Below are 15,473 nucleotides of genomic sequence, written 5' to 3' on the forward strand. Positions count from 1 at the left end.
AAGAATGGAGAATTTATTTCTCAATTTCTCCGTAAAACTTATTCTTTACAAACATCTCTATCGCATTGTATCCTCAATATACTTGTTTTATGAAAGGAGTCGATTAAAATGACACTTTTTCTTTTCATTATGAGCATTATTTTTTTAACCGCCGCAATTATTGTACTCAGCATGAAAAATAATAAAAAGTTAAAATCTCCCCAAGAAATGTCATTCTTATTTCTATTACTTAGTATAGCGTTCTTCGGTATAGCAATCGCTACATATATTTTCCGTCTACAAATCATGTAAAAAAAGGTGCCTACTACACATATTGCACCTTTTTCACATCATTTATTTTCTACACAAAACTAGACACTTTCCGATTTAAAAATTCATAAACTTTCTTTTCAAATAAATGGATATCTAACGCTCCCGCCATATGCCCATTTATACTTTCTATTTCATAGACCTCCGCATACTTCCCTTGTTTTTGCAAAATGTCTACCATTTTATAATTGTAACGAGACGGCTGAAGTAAATCTTGTTTACACGGAATCATAAGTACATTCGCTTCTATTTTAGAAAGAGCCTCTTCCAAAGAAGAAAATCCATGCGCAATATCATGCAATAAAACTGCTTTCGCAGTGTACATCCACGAATTTGCATCTACTAACTCTATACTTTTGTATGTCACTTTATTTATCTCTTTCTCAAATGATGTTAATGTAGAAAACTTTTCATAAGGTTCTACCTCAATACTGTTACGAGGAAATTCCGTTTCATAAAAATGCTCATCAAAAGCGTTCATAAACATCATTCTGTTTGCTAAATGAAGCCCCTGCATTGGCTGTGTTTCTCCATATTTCCCGCCCTTCCAACTTGGATCTAGTTGAATTGCTTCAATCGCATTTTGCGCTACATTTACTGACGTTATAATTGGATTTTGCGGGTTCGTAATAACGCCAATCATTCGCTCTACCATATGAGAGTAGTGAACAGCCCATTGCTGCGCAATCATTCCACCCGCCGACGGCCCTATTACAGCATGTAACCTTGAGATTCCCATATTTTTTATTAACTCATATTGTATACGAGCTACATCAAGAAAGGTAAACACAGGGAAATCCATAACATACTCTTCCCCTGTTTCTGGATTAATCGACTTCGGTCCCGTTGTAATTACATACGGGTTCTTCACCTGTACATTACAAAGATTATCAGTACATATAACAAAATATTTATTTGTATCAATCGCTTTTCCAGGTCCAATTAGCCCATCCCACCAACCAGACTCCTCATCATGCACAGTATATTTTCCTGCTGCATGACTTGTTGCACTAAAATAATGACAAACCAAAATGGCATTTGACCTTTCTCTATTTAAAATACCATACGTCTCATATCCCATTTGAACAGGAATTTCCCTACCATTCTCAAATGTAAACTCATTTAATGCAAACTTCTCTTTTTTTACAATTTGCACACACTCTCCCTCTTCCCGTTATAGTATGAACTGCTTACTAAAGGTTTTTTTCTATGCAAATCAATCTCCTTCTTCTTTTCATAAATAAATGAATAATATACAAAATTAGCCACAAAATAGCACTATATTACAAAAATCAAAGAGGGCATACATATGATTTGGAATTGGCTACGTAAGAAAAAAAAATCAAATTCAACAGAGACAAAAGAAGCAGATAACCCGAAGCAGCAGCCTAGTAATCAAGAGATTGTGAACAAAGATCAGACTAGAAGTATGAAACATAATAAAGGTGATAGTAGCGAGCAAAAAAACTCGAAACAAGATGATTACTCTCATAAGAAACAGCAAAATTCTAAAAAAGATGATTCTTCTCATGAGAAACAGCAAAATTCGAAACAAGACGATTCCTCTCATGAGAAACAACAAAACTCGAAACAAGACGATTCCTCTCATGAGAAACAGCAAAATTCGAAACAAGACGATTCCTCTCATGAGAAACAACAAAACTCGAAACAAGACGATTCCTCTCATGAGAAACAACAAAATTCTAAGCAAGACGACTCTTCTCATGAGAAACAACAAAACTCTAAACAAGACGATTCCTCTCATGAGAAACAACAAAATTCTAAGCAAGACGACTCTTCTCATGAGAAACAACAAAATCCTAAACAAGACGACTCTTCTCATGAGAAACAACAAAATTCTAAACAAGACGACTCTTCTCATGAGGAACAGCAAAACTCGAAACAAAATGATTCTTCTCAGAATAAACAACAAAGCTCTGGAAGTAATAGTATTTATGATTTTTCGAAGCCAGAAAAAGACCGTATTCATTCACTACAAGATTTAATAGAGAAGCTCAAGAAGTCTAGTGATTTTGTTAATTATCACACATCTGATGATGAAACGATGCCATATTGGATTTCTTACTATCGTCCTTCACTTGATGGGGAGAAATTGCAAAAGTATTTAATGCCTACTCTTTTGGAACGACCTAATGCTTCACTAGAAGAACTGAAGGAACATATTCCGATGAGTGGTATCACAATTACGAATGACTTACAAAAAATTGAGGACATGGTTTTAAAAGGACATGCAATTATTCAATTGAAGCAGCAAGATCAAAAATGTATGCTTGCAAACATTGCAATTGATAATTATCGTGCACCAACCCCTCCTTTAAACGAATCAACTGTTATTGGGCCACAAGAAGGTTTCGTAGAGGATATTGATACAAACATTAATTTAGTTCGAAAACGTCTTCCTGTTTTAGATTTACAAACAAAAGAAATGATTATCGGCGAGTTTTCCAAAACAAAAGTTGTCATGATGTATTTAGACAACCTCGCTGAAAAAGATAATGTTGATTTTCTCGAGGAATCATTACGCGCTCTTGAATATGATCAAATTAATGATAGTGCTTATATACAAGAATTGATGGGTGAAAAATCGATTTTCCCTCTCTATATCAATACAGAACGCACTGATAGAGTTACAAAAGCACTCATTGATGGAAAAATCGCTATTTTTGTTGATGGTTCTCCAAGCGTGCTACTTACTCCAGTATCCTATTTCGATTTTTTCATTTCACCAGAAGACTATAACGTCTCCTGGCTGTACGCTACATTTTCAAGGATTTTAAGATTAATCGCCGTTCTATTTTCAATCTGCGCTACACCGTTATACGTTGCAGTCTTAAATTATCATTATGAACTCATTCCAAGTGACTTACTTGAAACTTTGATTTTATCAAGGGCACAAGTACCGTTTCCACCTTTAATTGAAGCGCTCTTTTTAGAACTTGCAATCGATTTATTAAGAGAAGCTGGTGCAAGGTTACCGATGAAGGTCGGTCAAACACTCGGTATTGTAGGCGGTATCGTAATCGGGCAAGCCTCTGTACAAGCTGGTTTAACGAGTAATATTTTATTAATTATCGTTGCACTATCAGCACTCGCTTCCTTTATTACACCTATTTATAAAATGGGTAACGCTGTTCGATTACTACGCTTCCCGTTTCTCATATTTGCAGAAATAGGTGGACTTTTCGGTATTTCTCTTGGATTTATCTTTTTATTTACTCATCTATTTAGACTTACTTCCTTACGTAAGCCATACGCTTTATTTTACCCGACAAGGCAACAATCAGTTAAAGATTCTTGGATTCGTTTCCCTTTAACAATGATTGATACAAGAGATGTGCAAGCAAGACCACAACATGTAAAAAAAGCAGCGAAAGGAATTTCAACAAAACATAGATCGGACTTCGATGATTAAGAAATGAGGTGCATTGATGAGTAAAGTTCAAGAAAAATATCAAATATCTCCTGTCTTTGTTTTCTTCTTAATTCACAGTGCACAATTTGGTGCCGGAGTTCTCGGGTTCGCTCGAATTATTGCAAAAGCTGCTGGATACGACGGCTGGATGGGAGTTTTAATCACAGGGTTTTGTATCCATATTCTTATATGGATGATGTACGTCTTATTAAAAGAAACAAACGGTAATTTAATTGATTTACATCGGCAAACATTTGGAAAATGGCTTGGGGACTGTATTAATATCATCTTTGCTGCTTATTTTTTAATCGTCAGTATTTCCGTCATTCGAACATACGTTGAAATTATTCAAGTGTGGATGTTTCCTACCGCTTCAACTTGGATGTTAACACTTTTTTTATGCTTAGTTAGCTACTACATTATTTCTTCTGGCTTTCGTGTCATTACTGGTATTTGTGTTATATCTGTTGGTGGTACATTGGGATATTTATTGCTTAGCCTATTTGTTTTGAAATACTCACATTGGGATAATCTACTTCCTATATTCACACATTCTTTTTCAGATATTTTAAAAGCCTCTCAACTGTCCATCTACAGTATGACCGGTTTTGAGATTTACCTCATGGTTTATCCATTTGTGAAAAAACCTATGCAATCTCATAAATACGCTCAATACGGGGCACTATTTTCAAATCTTCTATATTTATTTAGTACCCTTTTAGCCTTTGCATTTTTTAGTGAAAAACAATTGTTAAAAACGATATGGTCGCAACTTTCTATGACCCAAGTAATCCAATTACCATTTATAGAAAGACTAGAATATATTGCAATTTCAGCTTATGCACTCGTTATTGTCACTAGTTTCATCCTCCCCTTATGGGCTGCAGTGAGAGGAACTCACGAAATATTTCGCGTAAAACAAAGAGGTGTTTTAATCGCTTTCATCCTTATCACCCTCATTGTTTCACAACTTTTAACAAACAGACACGATATTAATAACTTTATTAGTAATGCATCAAAAGTTAGTTTTTGGCTCATTTATGTATACATCCCAATTCTATTTATTATTGTGTGGGTGAAAAGAAAATGGAAAAAATCAAAAGCAAATTAATACTTATTTCTTGTATAACATTCTTCAGTTTAACTGGATGTTTACAAAAAAATATTATCGATGATGTACAACTTATTCAAGGAAGCGTTTTTGATGTAGCAAAAGATAATAAAATAAAAGTGACATTCGTTTGTCCCATTCAGAAAAAAGGAAATAAAGTTCAAGTTTTTGAAGGCAGCGCAAATGCGGTAAAACAAGTAAAAGCAGACACATCTTTAGAGTCTTCTCAACCGTTTGCTAGCGGACAAATGCGTGTCGCTCTATATACGATAAGACTTGCAAAAAAAGGAATGTCTACTTCATTCGATACATTACTTCGAGATGTGAATATAGGAAACGCTTTATATGTTGCTTTATTAGAGGGGAATGGTACCGAACTTTTAAAAGGCAAATATACAACTTCATATAACGTTGCAATTTATATAAAAAAGTTGCTAGAACATAATATGGAGACCGGTCCTTTACCAACGGATAATCTGCATGTAGGAGCATTCCGTTATTATCAAGAAGGGCAAGACTACTATATTCCAATTTTAAAGAAACATGGTGATAAAATAAAAATCACCGGAATTGGTCTTTTTAAAAAAGATAAATATATCGGTAAAATTGCGCAAAAAGATATGTTCATATTTAAAGGACTGTTAGAAAAACATAAATTAGATTCACATGAATTTAAAACAGATTCTGCGTACGTAATGATTAATAATATTCGTTCTGTTCCAACTTACGATATAAAGATTAAAAACGGAAAGCCTTCTTTTTTCATTCACGTTCATCTTGATGCACGTATTCAAGAATTATCAAAACAAATTAACTTAGAAAATAACAAGAACACAAAAAACATTGAAAAAAATGTACAAAAACAATTGGACGTACAGGCTGCCAAATTAATTAAGCAGTTCAAATCTTTAGGCGTCGATCCCCTCGGGCTAGGAGCAAAATATAAACACCATTATCGCCCCTTCAAATTAGAAGAGTGGAGACAAATGTACAAAGATGTTCCGATTCATATAAAATACACCGTAAACATTACAAATTCTGGTGTAATTGAATGAGAAATGATTGAACTCCTCTCTCCGGCATGATACAACGGATAGAGGAGTTTTTATTTTAGATAGAGAGAGAAGATATTTATGGGGGAGCTTATGTCTAAAAAATTAGTAAAGCCTATTTTAAACGGTATTTTATTTCTCGGCGTCTTTTTATTTGCTCATACATACTTAAAAAATGTTTCCTTCACACGTTATTTACTTGTCGTTATACCGATGTTACTCGTTGGTATGTTCGGCATCGACCTTATTTTATCCATTTTAATAAAAAAAGAAGAATAACGAGCGAGGATGTCTCATAAGTCGAGATTTTTGACTAGATGACATCCTTTTTATTTTCTATTTTGGAATCAGCGCTACAGTACATGAATTTATATCAACGATTTTTCAAATATATCTACCATAACTCAAAATATATCAACGATTCGACACAAAATATCGATTTACCTACAAAAATTGACAATAGTAACAACCCATACTAAGAAGAGAATGTTTCAATATATTTTTAGAACATCCTTTTTTTATTTAATAATCACCTTATGTTACAATGAAATTCGGCACAAAGTGAGAAAGGATGAAACAACATGACAAACGAAAAAGGTTTAGATAAAGGGTACGAGCTTGTTGCAAAAATGCATGAAGATTTCGGACATCCTGTAACAAATACTCCAACAAAACTAACAGAAGAGCGCGCAAAAATCCGTGCAAGTTTTATGCAAGAAGAGCTAGAAGAATTTCTAGAAGCAACTACTGTTGAAGATCAATACGATGCACTTATTGACCTTATTTACTTTGCATTCGGAACGTTTGCAGAAATGGGCGTACGTCCAGATAAAGGATTCGAGATTGTAAACAACGCAAACATGGCAAAACTATTCCCTGATGGGAAACCTCGATTCCGTGAAGGCGACGGCAAAATTTTAAAACCAGAAGGCTGGCAAGCACCAGAACCACAACTTCGTGCTGAAATTGAACGTCAGCGCCAAGAAGCTGAAAAAAACTGCTAGGATTTCCTAGCAGTTTTTTATTATGTCTTTTTTTCTGCAGCTCATTAATGACCCACGTGCCCCGCGTGTCCTGCTGCTCCACTAATACTAGCTGCTCCTGCTGCTGCCCCTGCTCCTCCTGCTCCAATTCCCCCTGTCCAAGGAGACGATTGTTGCTGTTGTTGATATTGCTGATATTGTTGTTGGCCTTGATGATGCTGTTGGCCTTGGTGATGATGTTGACCTTGGTGATGGTGTTGACCTTGATGATGCTGTTGACCTTGATGATGCTGTTGACCTTGGTGGTGGTGTTGACCTTGGTGGTGGTGTTGACCTTGGTGATGATGTTGGCCTTGGTGTCCATGATGTTGGCCTTGGTGGTGATGTCCATGGTGACCATGTTGGCCTTGGTGAGTTTGATAAAGAACAGCTTGCGGATGAATGTGGTGGTGACCTTGGTGATGTACTTGTTGTTGGTGATGACCTTGATGGCTGTGTTGACCTTGATGGTGGTGATGACCTTGATGGCCGTGTTGACCTTGATGGTGGTGATGACCTTGATGGCCATGTTGACCTTGATGGTGGTGATGACCTTGATGGCCGTGTTGACCTTGATGGTGGTGATGACCTTGATGGCCATGTTGACCTTGATGGTGGTGATGACCGTGTATGACTTGCGGATACCCACCTACTCCTCCTGCTACAACACCTACTCCTGGTACAGGGAATCCTGTCTGTCCCCCTCCAACGAAAGAAGGAAATGTAGTTGGTACTCCTACTGGAATTCCAGTTTGTGCGCCAGCTACTGATGTCGGAAATCCTCCCGTTAACGTTGGAATTCCAGTTTGCATGCCTGCTACTGATGTTGGAAATCCTCCATGTGCTCCACCCATCCAGCTCGGAATTCCACCGTATCCTTGTTGCCCTGCTCCTCCCATTAACATCATTTGTTCATAACTATCCGATCCACCTCCGAAGAAGCCATGCGGTGCATTATTGTCCATCCCTTTCATTCCTTTCACCCCTTGTTTTCAATTTAACCTACCTTTTGTATCATATTTCCTAGTTAAAAATAGGTGTTTGTCTGCATAAGAATTCCTAACCTTTTTCCTCATTCGTGATAGAATCAATTGACTGATTATTCTTTCACCACTTTAAAAGGAGGCATTTCTATTGAGAAACGTTACAAAAGCTTCAAACGACGATTTAGATTCAATCTTACATATAGATATTGATGTAATCGGAGACGATAGTAGACGAAATTATATTAAACACGCTATTGATGAGGAGAAATGCATCATTGTAAAAGAAGACAATTCTATTTTAGGTTTTCTGACGTATGATACGAACTTCTTTAGCTACACGTTCCTCTCATTAATCATTGTTTCGCCAACAAAAAGAAGACAAGGCCATGCAAGCTCATTAATCTCCTATATGTTAAGTAATTCTCCTACGCAAAAAATTTTTTCTTCAACGAACGAATCGAATGCAAATATGCAAAAAGTTTTTAAAGCGAATGGATTTATGCGTAGTGGAATAATTGAAAACTTAGATGAAGGTGATCCAGAAATTATTTTCTATATAAAAAAGCTCAGAGCATAAAGGCTCTGAGCTTTTCTTTCATTCATTAGTTTGCAACAACGTTAACAAGTTTGCCAGGAACGACAATTACTTTACGAACTGTTTTTCCTTCGATTTGTTCTTTAATTGCTTCAAGTGCAAGTTGTTCCATTTCTTCTTTTGATGCGTCTTTACTCATTGTTAATTTTGCGCGAACTTTGCCCATAATTTGAACAACGATTTCAACTTCATCTTCTACAAGTTTAGACTCATCAAATGTTGGCCAGCTTGCATATGTGATTGTTTCATTGTAACCAAGCTTGCTCCAAAGTTCTTCCCCGATATGAGGTGCAACTGGTGCAATCATTTTTACGAAACCTTCTACATATTCTTTCGGAAGTGTATTAGCTTTGTATGCATCGTTGATGAATACCATCATTTGAGAAATCGCTGTGTTGAAGCGAAGCTCTGCATAGTCTTCTGTTACTTTCTTCACTGTTTGATGGTAAGCTTTTTCAAGCTCTTTATTTGGTGCATCAGTAATTTTCTCACTTAATTCACCGTTATCTTGAACGAATAGGCGCCATACGCGGTCTAGGAAACGACGAGCTCCGTCAAGACCATTTTCAGACCAAGCGATTGAAGCATCTAATGGTCCCATGAACATTTCGTATAGACGAAGTGTATCTGCACCATGGCTCGCTACGATATCATCAGGGTTTACAACGTTACCTTTTGATTTACTCATTTTCTCGTTGTTTTCACCTAGAATCATACCTTGGTTGAATAATTGTTGGAACGGCTCTTTCGTTGGAACTACACCGATATCATATAATACTTTATGCCAGAAACGAGCATATAGTAAGTGAAGTACAGCGTGCTCTGCACCGCCGATATAAATATCAACTGGAAGCCATTGTTTTACTTTTTCAGGATCTACAAGTGCTTCGTTATTATTTGGATCCATGTAGCGTAAGTAGTACCAACAGCTACCAGCCCATTGTGGCATTGTGTTCGTTTCACGACGACCTTTTTTACCAGTTTCAGGATCAACAACATTTACCCACTCGTCAATGTTAGCAAGTGGTGATTCACCTGTACCTGAAGGACGGATGTTTTCTGTTTTCGGAAGAACTAATGGTAATTCTTCTTCTTTCACAGCTGTCATTGTGCCATCTTCCCAGTGGATTACTGGAATTGGCTCACCCCAATAACGTTGACGGCTAAATAACCAGTCACGTAGACGGTACGTTACTTTTTGATTTCCTGCGCTCGTCACTTCAAGCCATTCAATCATTTTTGCGATTGCTTCTTCTTTATTTAAACCATCAAGGAATGCTGAGTTTACGTGTGCACCATCACCTGTGTATGCTTCTTTCGTAATGTCTCCGCCTTTTACAACTTCCTTCATTGGAAGATTGAACGTTGATGCGAATTCATAGTCACGCTCATCGTGAGCTGGAACCGCCATTACAGCACCTGTTCCGTAAGTTGCAAGAACGTAATCAGCGATCCAGATTGGTAATTTCTCACCGTTTACTGGGTTAACTGCGTAAGCACCAGTGAATACACCAGTTTTCTCTTTCGCAAGTTCTGTACGCTCTAAATCACTCTTCATTTTTACAGAATTAATGTAAGCTTCTACAGCTTCTTTTTGCTCAGCAGTTGTAATGTCAGCAACAAGTGCATGCTCTGGAGCAAGTACACAGTAGCTTGCACCGAATAGTGTATCAGGACGCGTTGTGAAAACTGTGAATTTTTCATCTGTACCGTCGATGTTAAAGTGTACTTCTGCACCTTCAGAACGACCAATCCAGTTACGTTGCATATCTTTTAAGCTTTCTGGCCAATCAAGCTCATCTAGATCTTCTAATAGACGATCTCCGTAAGCTGTAATTTTTAACATCCACTGTCTCATCGGACGACGCTCAACCGGATGCCCACCGCGCTCACTCTTACCATCAATGATTTCTTCGTTTGCAAGTACTGTACCAAGCGCTGGACACCAGTTTACAGGTACTTCATCAACGTAAGCTAAGCCTTTTTCAAATAGTTTTAAGAAGATCCATTGTGTCCACTTGTAGTAGTTTGGATCCGTTGTATTTACTTCACGATCCCAATCATAAGAGAAGCCTAATGCTTTAATTTGATTACGGAACGTATTAATATTAAGCTCTGTAAATTCTGCCGGGCTATTTCCAGTATCAAGTGCATATTGCTCTGCTGGAAGACCGAATGCATCCCATCCCATTGGATGAAGAACGTTATATCCTTGCATACGCTTCATACGAGATAAAATATCTGTCGCTGTATAACCTTCTGGATGTCCTACGTGTAAGCCTGCACCTGATGGATATGGAAACATATCTAGTGCATAAAATTTTGGTTTTTCTGTCTCATCTGGCGTACGGAATGTTTTATTCTCTTCCCAATATCCTTGCCACTTCTTCTCAATTTCTTGATGATTAAAGCTCATGAGATACCCTCCTTGAAATTCTATTTATTTTCACCGCCCAAAATACAAAAAACCTCTCATCCCTAGAAAGGGACGAGAGGTTATAGATTCCCGCGGTACCACCCTAAATTAATGTAAAATATACATTCGCTTAGATCCGTAACGTGGATTAACGGCAATTGCTACTATTAGTTTCACAACTGCAACTCAAAGGCGAGTTCATAACGAAACGTGGATTGACTTGCACCGACCGTCAACTCTCTAAACCCGCTTCTATTACTACTACTCCTTTTCACTGTTATTACAAATATGAGTTAATTAAATATATTCTAAAACATGTTACATGTTCCGTCAAACTAAACTGCAATTTTTTCTTCAACTGTTTCTTCTACTTTTACTCGTTTGTCATAAATGCTCGTTGCTATAAGCGCTACTACCAGCATTACCATGATCGCGATAAACAATACTTCCATATTGTATAAATCAACAATTGCTCCGCCGACGACTGGTCCGAACATTTTCCCTACAGTCGCCGCACTATTTACGACCCCTTGATAAAATCCTAATTTATCTTTCGGCGCAAGTATATTTGCAATGGTCGGAACCGCTGGCCATACGAATAACTCACCAATCGTTAATGTTACCATCGCAACGAGGAACATCGTAAATTGCTGCGCTTGACTTAACACAATGAATGAAGCCGCAAAAATGAAAATCCCAATCATAATTTGTTGTTTTAAAGAACGCTTCATCCAGCGAATTAGCATACTAACGAGCGGCTGCGCACAAACGATCATCGCTCCGTTTATCGTCCATAATAAACTATAGTGACGAAGGCTAATATTTAATTCTTGCATATGTGTTGCAATCGCCCCTTGCCACTGTACGTATGTAACCCAGCATAAAGCATATGCTACACACACAATAAGAAGTGCTTTGAATCCCGGTGTAAGTGACCACCCTTTTTTCGTTTCGACTTCTTTTTGTACCTCTGATCCTTTTTTGTCTTCCATACCACGGAATCCAATAAAAGCAATTAAGAAGAAAACAAAGTATAAAATAAAGTTCGCTAAGAAAATATAATCAAAACGATACGACGCAACTAAGCCACCGCACGCTGTTCCAATCGCAATACCAACGTTTTGTCCAACATACATCGCATTAAATGCTCGTCTTCCGCCCTCTGGCCAAACTGTACCAACCATCGCATACATCGATGGAAAGACCATTCCAGAACCAAAGCCAATTAATGCTAGCCATACAACATATAACGGCCAACCATGGAAGAACACAAGACCTAAAATCGATACGAGTGTAATGACAATTCCTACTAAAATTGATTTATAACCGCCCCATTTATCAAATAAAACACCGCCGAGCAAGTTTCCGATTACACCAGTAAGCGAGTTGATCATTAATACCATTCCAGCCACTGATAAAGATTTCCCTAGATGATCATGCAAATAAATTGTATTAAAAGGCCATAAAAAAGAAGCACCCGTGACATTAATAATCATCCCAGCTACTAATAGCCATACTTTCCTTGGCATATTCTCCCCTCCTATTCTATTTTTTTCGTTCATATATAACAGTAAAATTGTAGTCGTTTTTAAATAGGAAGGCAACTGATTAATAGTTGATGAAATTCAGATAATGGTTTGTTGGTAAATGAAATTATATTGATTGTCGCTTGAAAATATATCAGAGATTTTCTAATTATATCGACTTACCGAAAAAAAACAACAGCAGTAACAATATATAAATAAGAGAAGACTGCATGAAGTGTATGCAGTCTTCTCTTATTTATATTATCCAACTTCTTTTTCTCGCTTCGCACGTTCTTTAGCGCTCCATTTAAATATTTTATCCAACAGAGAGTATATCCTCCCAGACTCTTTCGTTAACAAAGGACCTAACGATGCCAATATTAACACGTATAAAGCTGAGAATGGTTTAATCGTCGCCATTAAGCCGCCTGCAATTCCAATATTCGCGACAATAATGGAGAATTCTCCGCGTGATACAAGCGTTAATCCGATATTCGTAGATGCCTTATGTGATAACCCTGCTTTACGTCCCGCAGCCATTCCAGCGATAAAATTACCGATGAGAGTAATGAAAACTGCTCCTAAGGCCAACCACACGGCTCCTCCAAGAGAAAATGGATCTATACTTAAACCGAAACTGAAAAAGAATATAGCTCCAAAGAAATCACGAAACGGAACGACAAGATGCTCGATTCGATCACTATGCTCTGTTTCAGAAAAGACAAGCCCTAATAATAAAGCCCCAATCGCCTCAGCAACATGAATCGTTTCTGAAAAACCAGCCACAAAGAATAAAATAGCGAATATTACGATAATAAAAATTTCGTTAGACGAAATATCTAATACTTTATTTAGGAACGGCGTAGCTTTTCGAGCGATTATAAAGAATAATAACATATAGCCTACTGCGATTAAAACAGATGTAAGAGCACCTATAAATGACGTTGCACCTCCGAGTACTAACCCTGAAACAACTGACAAATATACAGCTAAAAAGATATCATCAAACATAATGATTCCTAAAATTAGCTCCGTCTCTTTATTACCAGATCGCCTTAAATCAACAATTACTTTTGCGACAATTGCACTCGAGGAAATTGTTATGATTCCGGCAATAATTAATGTTTCTAATAAGGGGAAACCCATTATATATCCGTAAAGCAAACCTAATATAAAATTAAGCGATATATGAACAGTTCCCCCAAAAGCAATCGACTTTCCTGATTTAATTAATTTTTTTATTGAGAATTCTAAGCCTAAATAGAATAGGAGGAATATGACGCCAACACGGCCGAGGAAGGAAATTACTTCTCCGCTTTCAATAAACCTTAAATCGATAAGCCCTAAATCTGGGGCATGAGGCCCCACTAGCATACCGAGTATAATGAGAAACGGAATAATCGAAAACTTTAACTTTGCAGCGAGAATTGCTGCAAAAGCTACTAATACTAACGCAGTTCCAACTTCAAAGACTAAAGTATCCATCGATTATGAGTCACCTCCCGCTGAAAGCAACTCATTAATAATTCTCTTCACTTCATGTCTTTCACCCGATAATACGAGCATATCACCAGCTTCAATGATAGAATCTGGACCTGGATTGAAAAATTTCTTCATATTCTTTTTCAAAATAGCAATGATTGTTACGTTATATGTTTTTCGAACATGTAAACTACCAATTGTCTTTTGTACGACTGGTGCGTTATTTTCTATTTTAAACCACTCAATTGATAATCCTTCAAAAGCCATCTCAATCGTGTCTAACGCTTGTGGCCTATAGACCATTCCGCCTAATATAGCCGCAATTTGTCTCGCTTCAGAATCGCGAAGAGAAATGCTTGAAATACTCTCATCATGATCCACATCAAAATGATACATTTCTCTTCTTCCATCATCATGAATAACGATAACCATTTTTTCATTACCTTTCGTAATTACTTCAAACTTACAACCAATACCCGGAAGTTCACTTTCTCTAATATTCATATTTTCCGCCCCCTAAAATTTTTAGTTACGGCTTTTACAAATCTACATCGATCTCCGTTTTAAACTTTTCATCTTTTGAAATACCTAAATATTTGAGCGTTTCTGATGGCGTTGCGTGATGGAAATGTTTTTGCAGTAGCGCAATCGCTATTCCTCTTTTGTACGCGTGAAACCCAAATGTTTTTCTCATTGAATTCGTTCCAATCTTCCCAACAATTCCAACTGCTTCCGCAGCATTATGAATCACCCGATAAGCTTGTTGACGCGTAATTGAATTTGTCGTTTTATTAGATTGAAATACATAGTTTTCTCTTTGAGCATCAAAAGATTGTACGTACGCTAAAAGCGCTTCCTTTACTTTTGTATTTAAATAAATATCTTGTTTAAATTTTTCATCTTTCACAGGAAGAGAATAAAACTCTTTAGCAGTTCCATCTTCATTTAATACATCTTCAAACTTCATACTAAGGAGCTCAGTAATTTTTAAACCCGTGTTAATTCCAATAACGAATAAAAGATAATCTCGCTGGGAATGCTCTTTCAAATATTTTTTCATAGCCTCAATTTGGCTTATATCTTTTAATGCCTCTACAACTTCCATACATGTATTCTCCTCATCTTATGAACTGTAATTTTCTCATCATGTTGTCCATTTTACCTTATCATGCTATGGGAATTCCATGTATTATCCATTTCCTTTTAAATTTTTTACGCTATACAATTGAAGCGATATACTTTAATGCACCTAAAAATTCTGGATATTTATGATTTGGAAACTTACTATTGTAAAAATACGTTGCGGTTAGAAAAATAACGAGGAATAAAGATGAAAATAGTAAAACTTCTTTGGACCTTAGCGCTATACTTATAACTTCAAATAAAGATCCATCTTCTTTCTGCAAGTTGGATTCCTCCTTTCATTTCCTGCTACTTTATATGTTTAGTTTATGTTACTTAATTATATTTTATAACATAATTAAGTAACATATCAATGTTTTTCGTTATTTTTTCTGAAAATAACAAAAATACCGAGCGCC

At 36.7% G+C, this 15,473-nt stretch carries 15 protein-coding genes and 1 other annotated feature; of the genes, 7 read left to right on the forward strand and 8 right to left on the reverse strand.

Features of this window, described 5'->3' with window-relative positions; genetic code table 11:
* Positions 1-108 precede the first annotated feature (108 nt).
* Entirely contained in the window at positions 109-291 is a 183-nt protein-coding gene (locus F0362_RS23315) for a hypothetical protein (RefSeq protein WP_000171892.1), read from the forward strand.
* 49 nt (positions 292-340) lie between these two features.
* On the opposite strand, the gene F0362_RS23320 is transcribed toward F0362_RS23315, so the two are convergent.
* Positions 341-1,465, reverse strand: a complete 1,125-nt coding sequence (locus tag F0362_RS23320; RefSeq protein ID WP_001167600.1) for a homoserine O-acetyltransferase family protein — start codon at positions 1,463-1,465, stop codon at positions 341-343.
* Positions 1,466-1,618: 153 nt separating this feature from the next.
* On the opposite strand from F0362_RS23320, the gene F0362_RS23325 reads away from it, so the two are divergent.
* The 5 genes from F0362_RS23325 to F0362_RS23345 all read left to right on the forward strand — a co-directional run bounded on the left by F0362_RS23325 (position 1,619) and on the right by F0362_RS23345 (position 6,909).
* The gene (locus F0362_RS23325; protein ID WP_079519659.1) at positions 1,619-3,742 is read left to right on the forward strand and encodes a spore germination protein; all 2,124 of its coding nucleotides are present in this window, start codon (positions 1,619-1,621) and stop codon (positions 3,740-3,742) included.
* Between the two features lie 16 nt (positions 3,743-3,758).
* Positions 3,759-4,853, forward strand: coding sequence for a spore germination protein (locus F0362_RS23330; protein ID WP_000049091.1), 1,095 nt, complete (start codon positions 3,759-3,761; stop codon positions 4,851-4,853).
* On the forward strand, positions 4,829-5,908 hold the full coding sequence (gene gerHC, locus F0362_RS23335; RefSeq protein ID WP_000411379.1) for a spore germination protein GerHC: 1,080 nt from the start codon (positions 4,829-4,831) through the stop codon (positions 5,906-5,908). The genes F0362_RS23330 and gerHC overlap by 25 nt, the downstream gene beginning before the upstream one ends.
* A 90-nt stretch (positions 5,909-5,998) precedes the next feature.
* Entirely contained in the window at positions 5,999-6,184 is a 186-nt protein-coding gene (locus F0362_RS23340) for a hypothetical protein (protein ID WP_000038783.1), read from the forward strand.
* A gap of 302 nt (positions 6,185-6,486) precedes the next feature.
* Positions 6,487-6,909, forward strand: coding sequence for a pyrophosphohydrolase domain-containing protein (locus tag F0362_RS23345; protein ID WP_000180546.1), 423 nt, complete (start codon positions 6,487-6,489; stop codon positions 6,907-6,909).
* 44 nt (positions 6,910-6,953) lie between these two features.
* Here F0362_RS23345 and F0362_RS23350 read toward each other — a convergent pair whose 3' ends face one another.
* A complete protein-coding gene (locus F0362_RS23350) occupies positions 6,954-7,901 on the reverse strand; it encodes a hypothetical protein (RefSeq protein WP_149889986.1) in 948 nt (315 codons plus the stop codon).
* Between the two features lie 160 nt (positions 7,902-8,061).
* Between F0362_RS23350 and F0362_RS23355 the strand changes: the two genes are divergently transcribed.
* Positions 8,062-8,490 (forward strand): GNAT family N-acetyltransferase, encoded by a 429-nt coding sequence (locus tag F0362_RS23355; protein ID WP_001246766.1) that lies wholly within the window; start codon positions 8,062-8,064, stop codon positions 8,488-8,490.
* 25 nt (positions 8,491-8,515) lie between these two features.
* On the opposite strand, the gene leuS is transcribed toward F0362_RS23355, so the two are convergent.
* The 6 genes from leuS to F0362_RS23385 form a co-directional block, all read right to left on the reverse strand.
* A complete protein-coding gene (leuS, locus tag F0362_RS23360; RefSeq protein ID WP_000009469.1) occupies positions 8,516-10,924 on the reverse strand; it encodes a leucine--tRNA ligase in 2,409 nt (802 codons plus the stop codon).
* Between the two features lie 65 nt (positions 10,925-10,989).
* Positions 10,990-11,208, reverse strand: a binding site (T-box leader).
* 51 nt (positions 11,209-11,259) lie between these two features.
* Complete coding sequence (locus F0362_RS23365) at positions 11,260-12,453, reverse strand: MDR family MFS transporter (protein ID WP_001137542.1); 1,194 nt, start codon at positions 12,451-12,453, stop codon at positions 11,260-11,262.
* Positions 12,454-12,711: 258 nt separating this feature from the next.
* The gene (locus F0362_RS23370; protein WP_000380430.1) at positions 12,712-13,935 is read right to left on the reverse strand and encodes a cation:proton antiporter; all 1,224 of its coding nucleotides are present in this window, start codon (positions 13,933-13,935) and stop codon (positions 12,712-12,714) included.
* 3 nt (positions 13,936-13,938) lie between these two features.
* A complete protein-coding gene (locus tag F0362_RS23375) occupies positions 13,939-14,436 on the reverse strand; it encodes a cation:proton antiporter regulatory subunit (RefSeq protein ID WP_001026058.1) in 498 nt (165 codons plus the stop codon).
* A 34-nt stretch (positions 14,437-14,470) separates the two neighbouring features.
* Complete coding sequence (locus F0362_RS23380) at positions 14,471-15,037, reverse strand: tyrosine-type recombinase/integrase (RefSeq protein ID WP_000454203.1); 567 nt, start codon at positions 15,035-15,037, stop codon at positions 14,471-14,473.
* A gap of 112 nt (positions 15,038-15,149) precedes the next feature.
* On the reverse strand, positions 15,150-15,338 hold the full coding sequence (locus F0362_RS23385) for a hypothetical protein (protein WP_001168330.1): 189 nt from the start codon (positions 15,336-15,338) through the stop codon (positions 15,150-15,152).
* Positions 15,339-15,473: the final 135 nt, after the last annotated feature.

The sequence above is a fragment of the Bacillus sp. BS98 genome (assembly GCF_008432245.1).
GTDB lineage: Bacteria > Bacillota > Bacilli > Bacillales > Bacillaceae_G > Bacillus_A > Bacillus_A toyonensis.